General features: G+C 76.5%; 15 protein-coding genes and 1 rRNA gene. 1 reads left to right on the forward strand and 15 read right to left on the reverse strand.

Annotated features, from left to right (window positions below):
• Positions 1-64: 64 nt before the first annotated feature.
• The 4 genes from ACVJO7_RS32475 to ACVJO7_RS32490 form a co-directional block, all read right to left on the reverse strand.
• Entirely contained in the window at positions 65-619 is a 555-nt protein-coding gene (locus ACVJO7_RS32475) for an endonuclease domain-containing protein (RefSeq protein ID WP_491676129.1), read from the reverse strand.
• Positions 594-821, reverse strand: coding sequence for a type IV toxin-antitoxin system AbiEi family antitoxin domain-containing protein (locus ACVJO7_RS32480; protein ID WP_491676130.1), 228 nt, complete (start codon positions 819-821; stop codon positions 594-596). The genes ACVJO7_RS32475 and ACVJO7_RS32480 overlap by 26 nt, the downstream gene beginning before the upstream one ends.
• A 132-nt stretch (positions 822-953) precedes the next feature.
• A complete protein-coding gene (locus tag ACVJO7_RS32485; RefSeq protein ID WP_491676131.1) occupies positions 954-1,877 on the reverse strand; it encodes a site-specific tyrosine recombinase XerD in 924 nt (307 codons plus the stop codon).
• Positions 1,878-1,884: 7 nt separating this feature from the next.
• On the reverse strand, positions 1,885-2,877 hold the full coding sequence (locus tag ACVJO7_RS32490) for an LLM class F420-dependent oxidoreductase (protein WP_491676132.1): 993 nt from the start codon (positions 2,875-2,877) through the stop codon (positions 1,885-1,887).
• A gap of 71 nt (positions 2,878-2,948) precedes the next feature.
• Between ACVJO7_RS32490 and ACVJO7_RS32495 the strand changes: the two genes are divergently transcribed.
• Positions 2,949-3,683, forward strand: coding sequence for a DUF1707 domain-containing protein (locus tag ACVJO7_RS32495; protein ID WP_491676133.1), 735 nt, complete (start codon positions 2,949-2,951; stop codon positions 3,681-3,683).
• A gap of 34 nt (positions 3,684-3,717) precedes the next feature.
• Here the strand turns inward: ACVJO7_RS32495 and ACVJO7_RS32500 are convergent, their stop codons facing one another.
• The 11 genes from ACVJO7_RS32500 to rrf form a co-directional block, all read right to left on the reverse strand.
• The gene (locus ACVJO7_RS32500) at positions 3,718-4,353 is read right to left on the reverse strand and encodes an NUDIX domain-containing protein (protein WP_491676134.1); all 636 of its coding nucleotides are present in this window, start codon (positions 4,351-4,353) and stop codon (positions 3,718-3,720) included.
• 793 nt (positions 4,354-5,146) lie between these two features.
• Positions 5,147-6,904 carry a CTP synthase gene (gene pyrG / locus ACVJO7_RS32505; RefSeq protein ID WP_491676135.1) on the reverse strand — a complete coding sequence of 586 codons (1,758 nt, stop codon included), beginning with the start codon at positions 6,902-6,904 and terminating at the stop codon, positions 5,147-5,149.
• A gap of 6 nt (positions 6,905-6,910) precedes the next feature.
• Positions 6,911-7,837 carry a copper transporter gene (locus ACVJO7_RS32510; protein WP_491676136.1) on the reverse strand — a complete coding sequence of 309 codons (927 nt, stop codon included), beginning with the start codon at positions 7,835-7,837 and terminating at the stop codon, positions 6,911-6,913.
• Positions 7,834-9,009: a putative cytokinetic ring protein SteA gene (steA, locus tag ACVJO7_RS32515; protein ID WP_491676137.1), complete on the reverse strand. Its 1,176-nt coding sequence runs from the start codon at positions 9,007-9,009 to the stop codon at positions 7,834-7,836. The genes ACVJO7_RS32510 and steA overlap by 4 nt, the downstream gene beginning before the upstream one ends.
• Before the next feature lie 246 nt (positions 9,010-9,255).
• Positions 9,256-11,109, reverse strand: a complete 1,854-nt coding sequence (gene recN / locus ACVJO7_RS32520; RefSeq protein ID WP_491676138.1) for a DNA repair protein RecN — start codon at positions 11,107-11,109, stop codon at positions 9,256-9,258.
• Between the two features lie 101 nt (positions 11,110-11,210).
• Positions 11,211-12,134: an NAD kinase gene (locus ACVJO7_RS32525; RefSeq protein WP_344027295.1), complete on the reverse strand. Its 924-nt coding sequence runs from the start codon at positions 12,132-12,134 to the stop codon at positions 11,211-11,213.
• Positions 12,131-12,949, reverse strand: coding sequence for a TlyA family RNA methyltransferase (locus ACVJO7_RS32530; RefSeq protein ID WP_491676139.1), 819 nt, complete (start codon positions 12,947-12,949; stop codon positions 12,131-12,133). The genes ACVJO7_RS32525 and ACVJO7_RS32530 overlap by 4 nt, the downstream gene beginning before the upstream one ends.
• A gap of 2 nt (positions 12,950-12,951) precedes the next feature.
• Positions 12,952-13,158 carry a hypothetical protein gene (locus ACVJO7_RS32535; RefSeq protein ID WP_344027299.1) on the reverse strand — a complete coding sequence of 69 codons (207 nt, stop codon included), beginning with the start codon at positions 13,156-13,158 and terminating at the stop codon, positions 12,952-12,954.
• A 106-nt stretch (positions 13,159-13,264) separates the two neighbouring features.
• Entirely contained in the window at positions 13,265-14,260 is a 996-nt protein-coding gene (locus tag ACVJO7_RS32540) for an HAD hydrolase-like protein (protein ID WP_491676140.1), read from the reverse strand.
• Entirely contained in the window at positions 14,257-17,781 is a 3,525-nt protein-coding gene (locus ACVJO7_RS32545) for a hypothetical protein (protein ID WP_491676141.1), read from the reverse strand. The genes ACVJO7_RS32540 and ACVJO7_RS32545 overlap by 4 nt, the downstream gene beginning before the upstream one ends.
• 163 nt (positions 17,782-17,944) lie before the next feature.
• Positions 17,945-18,029 (reverse strand): 5S ribosomal RNA (gene rrf, locus ACVJO7_RS32550); the annotation flags it as partial.

The raw sequence follows: 18,029 nt of genomic DNA on the forward strand, positions 1-18,029 counted from the left end.
CCGGTGATCACGGATCGGGAACCGGAACGGTCGGCCACCGGTCGTCCCGGTTCCCGATCCGTGATCAGACCGCGAGGCGCAGCGCGTGCCGGATCTGGGCGACGATCCGGCCGGGCGCGGTGTCCAGGTCGTGCCAGGTCACCCGCAGCACCGTCCAGCCGGCGCCCGCGAGCTCGTTGCCCTTGCGGCGGTCGTTGCGGAACCGGACGACGTCGCTGTGCCAGGCCCAGCCGTCGAACTCGACGCCGAGCCGGGCCGCCGGGAACGCGAGATCGAGCTCGTAGGGGCCGACCCGGTGGCCGAGCACCCACCCGTCGATGCCGGCGGAGCGGAGCAGCCGGACCAGCCGGCGTTCCGCATCGGACCCGGCCCGGTCGGCGGCGGCGACGAGCAGCTCCCGGGCCCGGCGGGCGCCGGTGGCCCCGGCCATCCGGCACCAGGCCCCGTGCAGCGCGTCGAACGTGACCCACCGTTGCAGGGCCCGGTCGACCAGCGCCGATCCGTCGTCGAGCGCGGCCGCGGCCTCCAGCACCGTCAGCGGGCGGCCGGTGATCCCGAGACCGTGGCGCAGCACCCGGTCGGCGGGATCGAGGTCACGCCGCAGGCCCGGACACCACACCCCCGGAGCACAGCCCCGCTGAGCGGATCCGGGCCCGCGGCCCGTACCGGTGCCCGCGATCGTGGAACACGCCGGGGAACGGCGCCGACCACCGCCCGGCCGCGATCCGCCGCCGGGCGGCCCGGGGCGAGATGCCGCAGGCTTCCGCCTGGGCGGCGGTGAGCACGCCGTCCTGTTCCCGCAGTACCCGAGCCGGATCCATCCGCCGACCCTGCCCGCCGTGGCCGCGGCCCGGCCCGGATCGGCCACCACCGTTCGCCCCCGCGAACCCGGGTGATCACGGATCGGGCACCGGAACGGTCGGCCACCGGACGTCCCGGTTCCCGATCCGTGATCAGCCGCGGGCGCGCGGATGCGCCGTCGCGTAGACCTCGCGCAGCGTGTCCACGGTGACGTGGGTGTAGACCTGGGTCGTCGCCACCGACGAGTGCCCCAGCAGCTCCTGCACCACGCGCACGTCCGCCCCGCCGGAGAGCAGGTGCGTCGCGAAGCAGTGCCGCAGGGTGTGCGGGGACACCGACGCCACCACCGCCGGCTCCAGCCCGGACGCCTCGGCGGCCGCGCGCAGCACGTGCCACGCGCTCTGCCGGGACAGCCGGGCGCCGCGGGCGTTCAGCAGCAGCGCCGGGCTCCCGGCGCCGCGGGTGGCGAGCACCGGGCGGGCGCGCACCCGGTAGGCGTCGACGGCGGCCAGCGCGGGCCGTCCGACCGGCACGATCCGCTGCTTGTTCCCCTTGCCGTGCAACAGGATCGTCCGCGCCTCGGGATCCAGGTCGTCGAGATCGGCGCCGACGATCTCGGAGATCCGGGCGCCGGTCGAGTACAGCAGCTCCAGCAGCGCACGGTCCCGCAATCCGGTCGGGCCCTCGGCGACACAGCCGGCCAGGAGCTGGTCGACCTGGTCCACCGAGAGCGCCTTCGGCAGCCGGGACGGCAACGACGGCGGCGCCACCGCGGCGGCGACGTCGGCCGGCACGATCCCCTCCCGGACCGCGAACCGGTGCAGCCCGCGCACCGCGGCCAGCGCCCGTGCGGTCGACGACGCGGCGAGCGGCCGCTCCCCGGTGCGCAGCGCCGCCACGAACGCCGAGACGTCGGCCTCCCGCACCGCGGCGAGATCGTCGCGCCCCGACGACGCCAGGTGCTCGGTGTAGCGGTCCAGGTCGAGCCGGTACGAGCGCAGCGTGTTCTGCGCCCGCCCGCGCTCGACGGCGAGATGGCCGAGGTAGTCCTCGACGACCCGCTCCGGGGACGGCACCGCCGGCTCAGCCCGTCAGTGCCGGGGCGACCTCGCGCTCGAACAGCTCGATCCCGGAACGGTCGTAGGCGGCCTCCGGGAAGTAGCAGATCGCGTAGCTCATCCCCTTGTCCTGCAGCGCGGAGAGCTTCTCGACGATCTGCTCGGGGGTGCCGCAGCCGGGCATCCCGCGGAACGCGCCGAGCGCGCCCTGCGCCTTCTCCGTCCCGACGAGCGGCTCCAGCCGGGCGACGAGCTGCTGCAGCCGGTCCTCGACCTCGTCCTCGGTGTGCCCGATCGCGATGTTGTAGTTCGCCGACCGGACGATCGCGTCGAAGTCGGTGCCGACCTCGCGGCAGTGCCCGGCGAGCACCTCGGACTTGTGCGCGAAGCCCTCGAGGGTGCCGTCGAAGTTGGTGTACTGCGCGTACTGCGCGGCGATCTTCAGGGTGACCTTCTCGCCGCCGCCGGCGATCCAGAGCGGGATGCCGCCGTCCTGCAGCGGTTTCGGGGCGACGATCGCGTCGTCGACCTGGTAGTGCTTGCCGTCCAGGGTGGCCCGGCCCTCCCGCCACGCCTGCGCGAAGATCTGCACCCCCTCGTCGAGCATCCCGAGCCGCACGCCCGGGCGCGGGAAGCCGTAGCCGTAGGCCCGCCACTCGTGCTCGTACCAGCCGCCGCCGATGCCCATCTCGACCCGGCCCTTGGAGATGACGTCGCAGGTCGCCGCGACCTTCGCCAGGTAGGCGGGGTTGCGGTAGGCCATGCAGGTGCACATCTGGCCGAGCCGCACCCGCTCGGTGCTCGCGGCGAACGCGGCCATCAGGCTCCACGCCTCGTGACAGGCCTCGTCGGTCGGCGCGGGGACGGTGTGGAAGTGGTCGTAGACCCACACCGACTCCCACACGTCGCCGCGGTCGGCGTACTCGGCGAGGCCACGCATGACGTCCCACTGGGCGTTGGTGTCGATACCGACGAGATCGAGTCGCCAGCCCTGGGGCACGAAGAGTCCGAAGCGCATGCACCGAGCCTAGGACCGTCCCGCCGACGGCGGCATGTCGCCCGGGCCCGCCCGGATATACCGTCGCCACCATGAGCACCGGGGACCTCGGCCACGCCGAGCAGGAGGACGCGGTGCGGGTACTGTCCCTGCACTTCACCGGTGGCCGCCTGGAGGTCGGCGCGTTCGACGAGCGGGTCCGGCGGGCGCGCGCGGCGGGCTCGTGGGCCGAGCTGGCGGCGCTCTTCACCGACCTGCCCGAGCCGCATCCGGACTTCCCGCCGGGGGTGCGTCCGGGGGAAGGCGGGGCGACCGCGGCACCCCCCGCCGGCGGCAGGTCCGCCGGATCGGCCGGTACGACGGCGGCGTACCCGGCGGGCGGCACGACGGGACCCGGACCGGACCACCGCTCCGCGCCGCCGTGGCCACCGGCCCACGGCGCCCGGCAACCGGCCTTCCCCGGGTTCGCGCCCGGGCACGAGTCCACCCCCGCCTGGTACGACGGGTACCCGAACGCCTATCCACCGCATCCCGGCCCGCCCGCCTACGGCGCCTACGCCGGCTACGACGCGGCGGCCCCGTTCGGCCGGGAGCCGTACTCGGGGCGCCCGTACTCGGACCGGCAGCGGATCGTCGGCGGCCTGCTGCAGCTGTTCCTGCCGTTCGGCGTCGGCCGGTTCTACACCGGGCACACCGGGCTGGCGGTGGCACAGCTGCTGGTCACGCTGTTCACCTTCGGGTTCGGGGCAATCTGGTCGTTCGTCGACGGGATCGTGATCCTGGCCGGCAGCCCGACCGACCCGGCGGGCCGGCCGCTGCGCCCCTGACCGGCCACCGTCCCTGATCCGTCACCGTGCCTGGTCAGTCACCGTCGCGGCGGCGGGCGAAGCGCTCCGGCCGGTCCACCCACTCGGTCCCGACCGGCCGCGGCTCGGCGTCCCCGGCCAGCACGGCGCCGGCGGCGAGCAGCCCGGCGCAGGTCACCGCGTTGACGATCTCGCCGGCGAACACCATCGCGACGGCCTCGCCGATCGGGATCCAGCGCAGCTCCAGATCTGCCTCCTCGTCGTCACCCAGCACCGGCCGCGGCTGCTCGGTGAGCCCGCGGGCCAGGAAGATCCGGACCGACTCGTCGGAGAAGCCCGGGGACGGGACGACGTCGAGCAGCACCGCCCAGTCGGACGCGGACAGCCCCGCCTCCTCGGTCAGCTCGCGACCGGCGGTGACGACCGGGTCCTCCCCGGCGACGTCCAGCAGCCCGGCCGGCAGCTCCCAGAGCCTGCGCCGCACCGCGTGCCGGTACTGGTGCAGCATCCGGACCCGCCGGTCGTCGTCGACGGCCAGGACGGCGACCGCGCCGGGATGTTCCAGGATCTCCCGGGTGGCGACCCGCCCGCCGGGCATGACCACCCGGTCCGAGCGCAGCGCCATCACCCGGCCCGAGTAGATGTCGGTGGCCGAGCGGACCGGGAAGTCGTGCTCGCCGGGGCGGGTCACGATCCGGCGAGCGGGGACGTGGGGCCGGGGGCCGGCCAGCGCCTGATCTTCACCCCACGGGACACTACTGCTCCCCCGCGGTCCCGCCGCGCAGGAGCATTCGCCCGTACGGGTCACGAATCGGTCTCGGTGACCACGCGGCCTTGACCCAGGACGCACCCGACACAGGGATCCTCGGCATGAGCCGGACCATCCTCCTGACGCGTCGTCGTCATGTGGACATGGCCCGTGTCTCCTCGCAGGGTTGTCGACCCCGCCGCTGATCCCCCCTCCGCGGGCCGAGTCCGGTCCCGCGTGAGCGCGATCCTCCGCGCGCCGTCCGGCGCGCTCCCTCCCGCCCGCGCACCCCGTGCTCGCGAGCCGGCCGCGGCGTGCCCGACCCGTTCCAGGAGAACCGATGTCGAGCCCCACGCCGTCCACGTCCGCACCCGACGACGCCGATCCCGGATCCGGTTCCGGCAGATGGCGTCGCCTCGGTCCGATCGGTGCCGCGATCGTAGCGGTGGTCGCCGTCGTCGCGGGCATCGTCGCCGTCAGCGGTGGGGGTGACCAGGCCGGACGCCCCGCCTGCACGGCCTGGACACCTTCGCCGGCTGCGCCACGGTCGTCGCCGAGACGGTCCTCGCGAACGGCTGGCTGATCATCGGCCTGGTCGTGGGATCGCTCGCCGCGGCGCTGCCAGGGCGCCGGTTCCGCATCGAGCCGCTGACCGCGCCCGGGGCGGTGAGCGCGCTGCTCGGCGGCCGGGTACCCGGCCGCCGCGAGCGGGTCACACCGCCCCGGGGACGCGCCGTCAGGTCGGGCCGGCGGTGCTCTCCGCCGGGGCGACGCCGTTCGAACCGGCCTCGGCCGCGGTTTCCTCCGCGGCGCTGCCGTGCCGGCCTGGCAGCTCGACCGGCAGCCGCTCCTCGGCCCGGTAGCGCAGCGCGGCGCGGACGAACGCCGCGAACAGCGGGTGCGGCCGGGTCGGCCGGCTCTTCAGCTCCGGATGCGCCTGGGTGCCGACGAAGAACGGATGCGTCGACTCGGGCAGCTCGACGAACTCGACCAGGGCGCCGTCCGGCGAGGTGCCGAACACCAGCCCGGCCTCGGTCAGCTGCTGGCGGTAGGTGTTGTTGACCTCGAACCGGTGCCGGTGCCGTTCGGAGACCTCCCGGGACCCGTACGCCTTCGCGACGACCGATCCGGGCGCCAGCACGGCCGGGTACGCCCCGAGCCGCATGGTGCCGCCCATGTCCCGCTCCCCGGCGACGACGTCGCGCTGGGTGGCCATCGTCGAGATCACCGGGTGCGGGGTGTCCGGGTCGAACTCCGAGGAGCTCGCGCCGTCCAGCCCGGCGACGCTGCGCGCGGTCTCGATCACCATGCACTGCAGGCCGAGGCACAGCCCGAGGGTGGGGATCCGGCGGGTGCGTGCGTGGGTGATCGCGCCGAGCTTGCCCTCGATGCCGCGGATGCCGAACCCGCCCGGCACGAGGACGGCGTCGACCCCGTCGAGCGCCTCGGCCGCACCGGCCGGGGTCTCGCAGGTGTCCGAGGGGACCCAGCGGATCGTGACCTTCGCGCGGTGGGCGAACCCGCCGGCGCGCAGCGCCTCGGTCACCGACAGGTACGCGTCGGGCAGGTCGACGTACTTGCCGACGAGTGCGATCGTCGCGGTCTCCTGCGGGTGGTGGACGCGGTCGAGCAGGTCCCCCCACACGGTCCAGTCGACGTCGCGGAAGGGCAGCCCGAGCCGCCGGACGACGTAGGCGTCGAGCCCCTCGCCGTGCAGCACCTTCGGGATGTCGTAGATCGACGGGGCGTCCGGGGCGGCCGCGACGCCGTCGATCTCGACGTCGCACATCAGCGAGATCTTGCGCTTCATCGCATCCGGGATCTCCCGGTCGGCGCGCAGCACCAGCGCGTCGGGCTGGATGCCGATGTTGCGCAGCGCGGCGACCGAGTGCTGGGTCGGCTTCGTCTTCAGCTCACCGGACGGCGCCAGGTAGGGCACCAGCGAGACGTGCAGGAAGAAGCAGTTGTCCCGGCCGACCTCGTGCCGGACCTGGCGGGCCGCCTCGACGAACGGCAGCGACTCGATGTCGCCGATGGTGCCGCCGACCTCGGTGATGACGACGTCCGGTGCGATGCCCTCGGCGTCCGGCGCGGCCATCGCGAGCACCCGGTCCTTGATCTCACCGGTGATGTGCGGGATGACCTGCACGGTGTCGCCGAGGTACTCGCCGCGGCGTTCCTTGGCGATCACCTCGGAGTAGACCTGGCCGGTGGTGACGTTCGCCCGGCCCTGCAGGTCCCGGTCGAGGAACCGCTCGTAGTGGCCGATGTCGAGGTCGGTCTCCGCGCCGTCCTCGGTCACGAAGACCTCGCCGTGCTGGAACGGGTTCATCGTCCCGGGATCGACGTTGAGGTACGGATCGAGCTTCTGCATCGTGACGCGGAGCCCGCGCGCGGTGAGCAGCTGACCGAGGCTGGAGGCGGTCAGTCCCTTGCCCAGCGAGGAGGCGACCCCACCGGTGACGAACAGATGACGGGTGGCGCGAGTCTGCACGGAGTTTCAGCCTACCGATCGCTGTGGGACGGCCGGAACCGGGCCCTCCGAACCGTCCCCGGAGCCGTAGTGGCCGGTCCCGCCGCCGTAGCGTTCGGCGAGCGCGAGCACGGTCGCGATCCGTCCGGCGCCGGTGCCGACGCCGTCGACGGTGGACAGCGGCTCCCCGGCCGCGCGTGCCGCGCCGACCGCGCCGTGCGCGGCGGCGTCCCGCCCGGCCAGCACCGCACCGGCGCCGCGGCGGTCCAGCTCGGCCGCGAGCGCGGTCGCGGTGGCGGCCGAGCCGGCGGCGTCGACGCCGCCGAACTGCTCCCCGGTGACGACGACGGCGAGCCGCCCCGCCGCCGGGTCGCCGGTCGGCTGCTCGGCGAATCCGCCGCCGGCGAGCCCGGCGAGCACGGCGGACGCCTGCTGCGGGTCGGGTGCGGCCCCGTCGGCCGGGACCAGCAGCGCGGCGCCCAGGAGCCCGCCGGCCAGCGTGCCCGCCTCGGACGACGCGGGCAGCTGCGCACCGGAGGGCAGCAACCGCGCGGACAGGTCGCGGAGCTGGTCGGCCCGGGCCGGGTCGGTGACGGCCGGGGTGAGCACGACCTCGGCGGCGACGGTCCCGCCCGCGGCGGCGACCAGCTCGGCGACGGCCCGGGTGTCGGCCGGATCGGCGCCGAGCGCGACGACGGTGACCGGTACCCCGGTCAGCGTGTCCCGCACGACGTCCGGACCGATCAGGGCGGTGAACTCGTCGCCGGACGCCTGCCGGGCGGCGAGCGTGTCCCGCTCGGCCCGCAGCTGGTCGGTCTCGCTCGTCGTGGCCGAGGCGGCGACCGTGGCCGCGATCCGCTGCGGCAGGCCGACGGTCGCGATCACCACGCCGGCTGCGAGGGCCAGCACGAAGACGGCGACGAGGGCGATCCGGTGGTAGCGCCGCGAGATCACGCCGGGAACCAGGCCCGCACGGTCTCCACGATCCCGCGCGCCCACTCCAGGACCGCGGGTCCCGCGCCGGACACCAGCACGGCGACGACGACGGCGACGATCGCCGCCGCGACGAGCAGCAGCAGCGGCGCGAACGACGACCGGCTGCGGTACATCTGCGCGATCATCGCGCCGTCCACCACCGAGCCGCCGGTCTGCAGCCGGGTGAGGAAGGTGGAGGCGTTGCTGCCGGAGCGGCCGCGGTCGAGGAACTCGGCCATCGACGCGGACAGCCCGACGGTGACGATCATCGCCGCACCGTGGTGGTGGGCGAGCAGCAGGGCGAGGTCCTCGGGATTGGCCATCGACGGGAACGTCACCGCGCTGGCGCCGAGATCCTGCACCCGGTGCAGGCCGGGTGCGTGCCCGTCGGGGAAGGCCGGGACGACGACGTCGGCGCCGCTGGTCAGCGCCTGGTTCGACACCTCGGACGGGTCGGCGACGATCAGGTCCGGCTTGTACCTGGCGTTCATCAGGGCGTCGGCGCCGGCCCCGACGCCGATCAGGACCGGCCGGTACTCCTTGATGTAGGCGCGCAGCCGCTTCAGCACCCGGCTGTGCTCGAACCCGGCGGCGACGACCAGCACCTGCCTGCCGTCGAGCGGGACGTCGACCTCGGGCACGCCGTGCCCGTCGAGCAGCAGCGAGCGCTCCCGGCGCATGAACTCGATGGTGTTGGCGGCGAACGCCTCGAGCTGGTGGGTGAGACCGGACTTGGCCTCGTCGAGCGCGTCGGCGACGGTGTCCTCGGTCTGCACCCGGCCCTCGCCGAGCGGCTGCTCCCCGGAATAGAGGACGCCGTCGTGCAGCCGGACCTTCGCGCCGTCCTTGACCGCGCGCATGATCTCGGCGCTGCAGTCGTCGACCAGCGGGACGCCCGCCTCGACGAGCACCTGCGGGCCGAGGTTGGGGAACCGGCCGGAGATCGACGGCGCGGCGTTGACGACCGCGGCGACCCGGGCGGCCACCAGCGCGTCGGCGGTGGCACGGTCGAGATCGACCTGGTCGAGGACGGCGATGTCGCCGGGCCGGAGCCGGCGCAGCAGGGCCTCGGTACGGTGGTCGGTGCGGACCGGGCCGGTCAGGCCCGGCAGCTCCGGTCGCGAACGGTGCAGCAGGCCGGACAGCTTCATGGGTCGCACTGTGGCAGGTGGGACGGCTGTGACGGCGAAGGCACGCCGGGCCGGGCCGCCGGTTCCCCCGCCGGGCCGGGCGGTCTCACCCGGTTGCCGGACGCCCCCGTACGACCATCCCCGGGTCCCGGGCTGGTCCGGCCCCGCCGCGGGTCCCGGACCGGCGCGCGGCCCGGGCCGGCCCGATCCCCCGCCAGCCCGGCCCCGGGCCATGCGGGCCCCGGGTCGGGACGGTCCCGGTGCCGCTCACCCCGCTCGCGGGACGCTCCGGCGCCGGGCCCGGCCGGTGGTCGCCGCCGCTCCGGTGCGCCGCGACCGCGCCTCGGCCAGGTCCGCCGGCTCGGCCGCGGTGGACTGCTCCCGGCGGTCCGCCTCCCGGTGCGCGGTGGCCGCGGCGAGCAGCTCCTCGGCGTGGGCGCGGCCGGTGTCGGTGTCGTCCATCCCGGCGAGCATCCGGGCCAGCTCCGCGGTGCGCTCCCCCTCCGCGAGCCGCTGCACGCTGGAGCGGGTCACCCCGGCACCGGACGCCTTCTGCACGACGAGATGCCGGTCCGCGTAGGCCGCCACCTGCGGCAGGTGCGTCACGACGATCACCTGGTGCCGGGCCGCGAGCCGGGCCAGCCGGCGCCCGATCTCGACCGCCGCCCGACCGCCGACGCCGGCGTCGACCTCGTCGAACACCATGGTCGGGACCGGATCGGCACCGGCCAGCGCGACCTCGAGCGCCAGCATCACCCGGGACAGCTCGCCGCCGGAGGCACCCTTGTGCAGCGGCTGGGCCGTGGCTCCGGCGTGCGCGACGAGCCGGATCTCGACCTCGTCGACACCGCCGGTACCGGCATGGCACTCGCGGCCGCCGACCACCAGCACCGGACCGGAGTCGCCCGCCGGGCGCGGCGCGACGCCGACCTGCAGCCGGGCGTCGCGCATCGCGAGCCCGGCGAGCTCGGCGGTCGTGGCCTCCGCCAGCCGCCCGGCCGCCTCGGTGCGGGCCGCGGTCACCGCCGCGGCGTGCCGGGCCAGCTCGGCCGCCAGCTCGTCCCGGCGGGCGGCGAGCCCGGCCAGCGCGTCGTCGGAGGTGTCGAGGCCGCTGAGCCGCTCGCGGGCGGTGTGCGCCCAGTCCAGGACGCCGTCGGTGTCGGCGGCGTACTTGCGGGTGAGCGAGCGCAGCTCCGCCTGCCGGGCGAGCACCTGCTCCAGCCGTTCCGGATCCGCGTCGAGCCGGTCCAGGTAGCCGGACAGCTCGGCGCCGGTGTCGGCGAGCACGGCCAGCACCTCCGCGAGCCGCGGCCCCAGCTCCCGCAGTGCCGGGTCACCGCTGCCCTCGGTGAGCGAGCGGGCCTGCCCGACGAGACCGACCGCGCCGGGGAGCTCACCGTCGTCCGGGCCGCACAGCGCCGCCCTGGCTGACTCGGCGGCGGCCCGCAGGTCGTCCGCCTCGGCCATCCGGCGGGCCAGCTCGACGAGCTCTCGGTCCTCCCCCGGCTGCGGATCGACGGCCTCGATCTCGGCCAGGCCGTGCCGCAGCATGTCGGCCTCCTGGGCCAGCCGGCGCGCGTTGCCCCGGCGCTCGGCGAGCTCGGCGACGACGGCGGTCCACTCGGAGCGCACCCGCCGGTACTCGGCCAACGGGACCGCCACCGGGTCGCCGGCGAACCGGTCGAGCAGCGCCCGCTGGTCCGAGCTGCGGAGCAGGCGCAGCTGGTCGTTCTGGCCGTGCACCGCCAGCTGCGCCTCGGCCAGCCTGCCGAGCACCCCGACCGGGACCGACCGGCCGCCCAGGTGGGCCCGGGACCGGCCGTCGGCGGAGACGGTGCGCGCCGCGATCAGGGTGCCGTCGTCGTCCGGTTCGGCGCCGACCTCCTCGGCCAGCTCGACCGCCCCCGGAGACGCCGCGAAGCGGCCCTCGACGACCGCCCGCTTCGCCCCGGCCGACACCCGCGACGACTCCGCGCGGCCGCCGCCGAGCAGGTTCAGTCCGGTCACGACCATGGTCTTGCCCGCGCCGGTCTCACCGGTCAGCACGGTCAGGCCCGGGTCGAGCTCCAGGGTCGCGTCGTCGATCACTCCGAGGCCCTGGATCCGCATCTCGGCCAACATGGGTGGGACCATACGTTCGACCCCCGACGGAGAACATCGCCGACACGCGCCGTGGGCCGAACGGGTGTTCGTACGGTCGTCCCCGTGCGCCGAGCGGTCGATCAGGTGTTCGATGACCGCCGTTGCTGGGCGCCGCGCCAGCCCCGTACCGGGAGATCGAACTTGCGGACCAGCCGGTCGGCGAACGGCTGCGCGGCCAGCCGCACCATCCGCACCGGCTCGGCGGCGCGGGTCAGCTCGACCCGGGCGCCCGGCGGCACCGCGATCGTCCGGCGGCCGTCGCAGTCCAGCACCGCGGACGGCCCGTCCGCGGACACCTCGATCGCGACCGCGCTGTCCGGCGCGACCACCATCGGCCGCGCGAAGAGCGCGTGCGCGTTGCTCGGGACGACCAGCATCGCCTGCACCTGCGGCCAGATCAGCGGGCCGCCCGCGGAGAACGCGTAGGCGGTGGATCCGGTCGGTGTGGAGCACAGCACCCCGTCGCAGCCGAACGAGGACACCGGCCGGCCGTCGACCTCCAGCACGACCTCCAGGATCCGGCCCCGGGTGGTCTTCTCGACGACGGCCTCGTTGAGCGCCCAGGTCCGGCCCAGCACGTGCCCGTTGGAGCGGACCACGGCCTGCAGCGTCGTCCGTTCCTCGACCTCGTAGGCCCCGGCGGCGAGCTTGTCGAGGGCCTCGTCGAGGGTGTCCTCCTCGGCCTCGGCGAGGAACCCGACGTGGCCCAGGTTCACCCCGAGCAGCGGCACCCCGGACGGCCGGGCGAGATCGGCGGCGCGCAGCAGCGTCCCGTCGCCGCCGAGGACGAGGACCGCCTCCGCGCCGGCCGCGCAGTCCGGCCCGGCCGCGACCTGGACGGGAGCGAGATCGGCCGGCAGATCGGGATCGGCGCCGATCTCGGCCCACTCGTCGGCCAGCACCCGGGTGCGCAGCCCCAGCGCGCCGAGCTCGGCCATCACCCGCAGTGCCGTCTTGCGGTTCGCCGGACGCCCGGTGTGCAGGACGAGCAGGACCTCCCTCATGCCGGGCCGTCCGCGACGGCGGCGGCCAGCATCGGCTCCAGCTCGGGACCGGGACCGGGTTCGCCGCCGTCGGGGCGCCGCAGGTGCAGGAAGTACTCGACGTTGCCGGACGGGCCGGGCAGCGGGCTGGCCACGGCGCCGAGCACCTGCAGCCCGAGCCCGCCGGCCGCGGTGGCGACGCCGTGCAGCGCCTCGGTGCGCAGTCCCGGGTCGCGGACCACCCCGCCGGAGCCGAGCCGCTGCTTGCCGACCTCGAACTGCGGCTTGACCATCGGGAGCAGGTCCCCGCCGGGAGCGGTGCAGGCGGCGAGCGCGGGCAGCACCGTGCGCAGCGAGATGAAGGACAGATCGGCGACGGTCAGGTCGACCGGCCCGCCGATCTGCTCCGGTTCCAGCGCGCGGACGTTCGTGCGGTCGTGCACCAGGACCCGCTCGTCGGACTGCAGCCTCCAGACGAGCTGGCCGTAGCCGACGTCGACGGCGACGACCTCGCGGGCGCCGCGGTCGAGCAGCACGTCGGTGAAGCCGCCGGTGGAGGCGCCTGCGTCCAGGCAGCGCCGCCCCGCGGGCTCGACGGCCGGGAAGGCCGCCAGCGCGCCGAGCAGCTTCCGGGCACCGCGCGAGGCCCACTCCGGGCCCTCGTCCGGCCGGACGACGACCGGTGCGTCCCGTTCGACGACCGTCGCCGGCTTCGCGGCGGGCATCCCGTTCACGGTGACCCGGCCGGCCGCGATGAGCTCGGCGGCCTGGCCGCGGGACCGGGCGAGCTTGCGCCGGACGAGCTCGGCGTCCAGCCGTGCGCGGGTGGGCGGCACGCTCAGTCCCGTTCCGGCCCGGCGCCCAGGGCGCGGCCGAGCGCGGCGTGCACCCGCTCGAACGCGGCCGGGTGCTCGGAGACCGGCCGGTCGGCGAGATCGTCGAGCCCGGCGACGGCCGCCTCGACGTCGGCACGCAGCGCGGAGACCGGCCGGTCTGCCGCCTGCCGCGGGTCACCGGGACGCGGGCCGGGGGTGGGGACGCTCATCGATGATCTCCGGGGACGGGGGTCTCGCTGGCCACGGTAGCCGAACGCGGACGGGTGCGACCGCGGGCACCGCCCTCGCCCCGCCCACCGGACGGGGCGGGCGTGCTCAGCCGCCGAGCCCGAGCTCGTCGAGCACCCCGGCGGCCGCTCCGCCGTCGGCGGTCACCGGGCCGGCACCGTGCTCCCAGGCTGCCGCGCACAGCGCGCGGAGGGCGTCGACCGCGGGCTCGGGTCCGGTACCGGATCCGCTGAGCCGCAGGCCGTCCGGCCCGTGCTCGACCTGCCAGCCGGGCCGCGGCCCCGGGGTCAGCTCGTCCGGGTGCCGGGCGAGCGCACCCAGGTCGGCACCGAGGTAGGTGGGGCGCAACGCGGGTGGTGCGGCGAGCAGGTCGGCCGGCCCGTTCACCCCGGTCAGCACCATCAACGACGGCGCCCGCAGTGCGGCCGCGCCCTCGATGTCGGTGTCCAGCCGGTCCCCCACGACCAGCGGCCGGGTCGCGTCGCCCTGCGCCTCCCGCAGCAGCCGCGCGGCGGGCTTGCCCGCGACCTGCGGTTGTGCACCGGTCGCGGTGCGCACGACCTGCACCATGGAGCCGTTGCCGGGCAGCGGGCCGCGGTCGGTCGGCAGGGTCGGGTCGACGTTCGAGGCGACCCACAGCGCGCCGGCCCGGACCGCGACGACGGCCTCGGCCAGCATCCGCCATCCGGTGTCCGGCGAGTGCCCCTGGACGACGGCGACGGCCTCGCCGGCCGTCCCGACCACCGTGAGCCCGCGGGCCCGGACCTCGTCGGCGAGCGCGTCGGTGCCGACGACGAGGACCGGCGCGCCGGCCGGGAGCTGCTCGGCGAGCATCGTGGCGGCGGCCTGCGAGCTGGTGCGGACGTCCCCGACGCCGGCCGGGAACCCCAGCTCGGTCAGGTGCGCCGCGACCGCCGCCGGGCTGCGAGAGGCGTTGTTCGTCACGTAGACGGTCGGCACGCCGCGCGCGGCCGCGCCGAGCACGGCGTCCAGCGCGCCCGGGACGACCTCGGGCCCCCGGTAGAGGGTTCCGTCCAGGTCGGCGAGCAGGACGTCGTGGCGGGACAGCAGGTCGTCGGTCATGAGCGGGCCGTCCCCGGGTCCGCGGGCCCGTCGGCGGTGGGTCCGTCGGCCGCCCCACTATCGGTGGCGGCACCGTCAGTGGCAGCACCGCCAGTGGCGGGGCCGCCGGCCGCCTCGCCGTCAGCGACGGCACCGTCAGTGGCGGGGTCGTCGGTGGCCGGGTCGTCGGTGGCCGGGCCGTCGGTGGCCGGGCCGTCGGTGGCCGGGCCGTCGGTGGCGGGGCTCGCCGGAGCGGACCCGCTGTCGGGTCCGTCGGCACCCACCGGTCGCTCGGCCGCCGCCGGGCGCTCGGGGTCCACCGGGGTTCCGGCGGGATCGGCCGTGGCCGCCCCGTGGTCGGTCGGTGCGTCGTCGGCGTCGCGGTCCGCGACGTCCGGCGCCGTGCTGCCGCGCTGGTCATCGGGCGCGGGAGCCGGGTCCTCGTGGCCGTCGGCCGTGGGTTCCGGGTCCGGCCGGTCGGCGGTCGCCGGTGCGGCGCCCTCCGCGTGCGCGGTGGCCGGTGCGCCGCCGTCCGGATGTCCGGTGGGGGCCGCGCCGCCGACGGACGTGCCGTCGACCGGTCGTTCGGCCGGTCCGGTGGCGTCGGGGGACGGTTCGGCGGCGCCGCGGGGGTCCGGGCTGTCCGCCGGGTCGTCCGGCAGCTCCTCGTAGCCGATGGTCAGCTCGTCGTCGTCGGACGCGGCGAACTCCTCACCGGTCAGCTCGGCGATCCGGGCGGCGGCGTCGGTCTGCCCCTCGGTGTCGGCGTCGTGGGCGTGCACGAACCACTGGATGGCGTCGGCCTCGCGCCCGGCGGCGAGCAGGTTGTCAGCGTAGGCGTAGAACAACCGCGGGCTCCACGGGTCGCGCGCGGCCGGGTCGAGCTCGGGCACCTGCAGCCCGACGACGGCCGCGTCGAGCTCGCCGAGGTCGCGCCGGGCACCGGCCGCGACGATGAGCAGCTCGATGCGCTCCTCGCGGCCCAGGTCCCGCGACTCGGGACTGCGGGCCAGGTCGAGCGCCCGCTCGGGCCGGCCGAGCGCACGCTCGATGTCGGCCATGACGTGGACGTGCCCGGGGCCGCCGCCCATCCGGCGGGCGGCACGGAACTCACCGAGCGCCTCGTTCCACTCGCCGGCGTGGTAGGCGACGATTCCGGCCGCCTCCCGCACGACGGCGATCCGGGAGGCGCGCCGCCGGGCGTACCGCACGTGCTCGAGCGCCAGCGTCGGGTCCTCGTCGACCAGGATCCCGGCCGCGACCAGGTGCCGGGCGACGCTCTCCGCGGTCTCCTTCTGCAGCCCGCGCAGGTCGCGCCGGACGCTCGGGTCGAGCTCGGCGGACGAGACCGAGTCCGGGAGATCCGGCTCGGCGACGAACGTCCGCTCCGCCGACTCCGGGATACGACGGGGGCGGTCGCCGCCGTCGCGGCGGTCTCCCCGATCTCCCCGGTCTCCCCGGTCACGGCGGGCTCCCCGGTCACCGCGGTCTCCGCGGTCGGGGCCGCCGCGCGAGTCCCGGCCGGGGCCTGCCCGGCGGTCGTCGCGGCGCGCGGGCCGGTCGTCGCGGCGACCGCGATCGGCCCGCTCGCGGTGCGGTGCCGGACGGCCGGACGGCCGGGACTCCGGGGACCGGTCAGCGACGGTCTGCCCGTCCGGCGACGCGGTGGCCGCCTCGGACGTCGCGGGTCGGGCCCGCTCGGGGTCGGTGTGGCCGCTGGTCGCGTCGGTCGGCGCCGTGGCGTCCGCCGAAGCGCCGGCCTGTGCGGCGGCGTCCACCCGGTCGCCGCGCTGCGCGGCAGCAGCCGAGTCGCCGGTGTACACGGCGGTGCCCGAGTCGCCGGCGGGAGCGGCGGCGTCCGCCGAACCGCCGGTGCGCGCGGGGGTGACCGAGCCGCCGGTGTGCGCAGCGGTGTCCGAGCCGCCGGTGTGCGCAGCGGCGTCCGAGCCGCGGGCGGGAGCCGCGGTGCCCGAGTCGCCGACGGGAGCGGCGGCGTCCGCCGAACCGCTGGTGTGCGCGGCATAGCCGGTCAGCGCGCCGGACTGCTCCGCGGTGCCGGCCTGTCCGCCGAACCCGCCGGGCTGCTCAGCGGCTCCCGGCTGCCCGCCGGGCTCGCCGGCCGGGCCGGGCCGTTCGCCGGACTGCTCGTCCTGCCGTGCCGCGAAGGCGCCATCGTGCTCGGACCGGACCGGGCCGACCTGCTCACCGGGCCGGACGTCGTCGCCCCGCTCGGCCGGGCGCGGCTCGTACCGGGCCTCGGAGCCGTCGGCTCGCCCCCGGGGACCGCGATCGGCCGAGCGGTACCGGTCGTCCCGCCGGCCGGCCGGGCCGTCCGCCCGGTCGTTGCGCGCCCGGTCGGCACCGTCGCGCTCACGGGACGGGCGCTCGGAGCGCTCACGGCGCGGACCAGCGCCGCGGTCGTCCCGGTCCCGGGACGGACGCCCGCCCCGGTAGGACCCGCCGGTGCGCCGGTCGTCGTCGCGGAACGGACGCCCACCGCGCGCGCCGCCCGAGCCCTGCGGACCGCCACGGTCGTCACGACCGCGGTAGCCCCGGTCGCCGGACGGCCGGCCGCGGTCGTCCCCGCCACCGGCGCGGTACCCGCCACCGTCACGGTAGGAGCGCGCGGGCCGGTCGTCGCCGCGATTGCCGGTGCTGCGGGGTCGGTCGTCCCGACGGGGTGCCCGGTCGTCGTCCCGGCGCGGACCCGACCGATCCGGCCTGCTGTCGCGCCCGGACCAGGAGGAACCCGAGTCACGCTGCGGTCCCCGGCGGTCCCGGTCGTCGCGGCCACGGTAACCACCGGACTCACCGCGCCCGCGGTCATCGCGCCCGCGGTAACCACCGGACTCACCGCGCCCGCGGTCATCGCGCCCGCGGTAGCCAGGGGACTCACCGCGCCCGCGGTAGCCACCGGAACTGCTTCGGGCCTCGCCGTCACGGCCGCGGTAGCCGCCGCGGCCCTCCCGGTTGCCGCCGCTCTCCGAACGGCCGCGCTCGCCGCCGTCCCGGTCGCGGCGACCGTCGTCCTCGCGACGGCGGTAGCCGCCGCCGTCGTCGTCGCGACGCCGGTAGCCACCGCCGCCGCTCTCAGCGCGCCCGCGGTGGCCGCCACCGTCGCGGTCGTTCCGGCCGCGGTAGCCGCCAGTCTCGCGGCGTTCGCCGTCGCCGGAGCCGCGGCCCCGGTCGTCGTCCCGGCCGCCGCGACCCCGGTAACCACCGGACTCGGGCCTGCCACGCGACGGGCCGTCGCCCCGACGCCCCTCGTTGTCCCGGCGGGGCCGTCCCGCGCCGCCGTCGTCGGAACCCCGGTAGCCACCGCCGCGGTTCGGCCCGCCGCTCCCGCGGGGCCGGTCGTCGCGGGGCCGGTCGGGGCCGCCGCGCTCGGGTCGGTCGTCGCGCCGGCCGCGCGGCTCCCCCGAGCGTCCGGTCTCGCTGCGGGTCCGGTCGCCACCGCCCTGGCCCCAGCCGGAGCCGGACCGCTCCGCGCGCCCGCGGTCACCGCCTCCCCGGCCGCTGCCGGGACGCTTCCCGTCCGTCACGTGCTCAGGGTACAAAGGAACACCGTCACTTCCGCGGTCGGACGACCGCACCGAGCTGACCGTTCCTCCCACCTGGCCAGGTGGGGGCGGTCCCAGAAAAAGAGAAAAGGGGGAGCCCGAACGGTGACAACACCGGAACGGACTCCCCCTTTCAAAGGTTGAATGTCGGCAGCGACCTACTCTCCCACACCCTGTCGAGTGCAGTACCATCGGCGCAGAAAGGCTTAGCTACCGGGTTCGGAATGGGA

Source organism: Pseudonocardia sp. DxW, assembly GCF_058448985.1.

Excerpts from the sequence above, each read along its gene's own strand:
- steA (WP_491676137.1), bottom strand. The coding sequence starts at position 9,009 with ATGAAGCTGTCCGGCCTGCTGCACCGTTCGCGACCGGAGCTGCCGGGC.
- ACVJO7_RS32535 (WP_344027299.1), bottom strand. The coding sequence starts at position 13,158 with ATGAGCGTCCCCACCCCCGGCCCGCGTCCCGGTGACCCGCGGCAGGCG.
- ACVJO7_RS32540 (WP_491676140.1), bottom strand. The coding sequence starts at position 14,260 with ATGACCGACGACCTGCTGTCCCGCCACGACGTCCTGCTCGCCGACCTG.
- ACVJO7_RS32525 (WP_344027295.1), bottom strand. The coding sequence starts at position 12,134 with ATGAGGGAGGTCCTGCTCGTCCTGCACACCGGGCGTCCGGCGAACCGC.
- ACVJO7_RS32480 (WP_491676130.1), bottom strand. The coding sequence starts at position 821 with ATGGATCCGGCTCGGGTACTGCGGGAACAGGACGGCGTGCTCACCGCC.
- ACVJO7_RS32490 (WP_491676132.1), bottom strand. The coding sequence starts at position 2,877 with ATGCGCTTCGGACTCTTCGTGCCCCAGGGCTGGCGACTCGATCTCGTC.
- recN (WP_491676138.1), bottom strand. The coding sequence starts at position 11,109 with ATGTTGGCCGAGATGCGGATCCAGGGCCTCGGAGTGATCGACGACGCG.
- ACVJO7_RS32495 (WP_491676133.1), top strand. The coding sequence starts at position 2,949 with ATGAGCACCGGGGACCTCGGCCACGCCGAGCAGGAGGACGCGGTGCGG.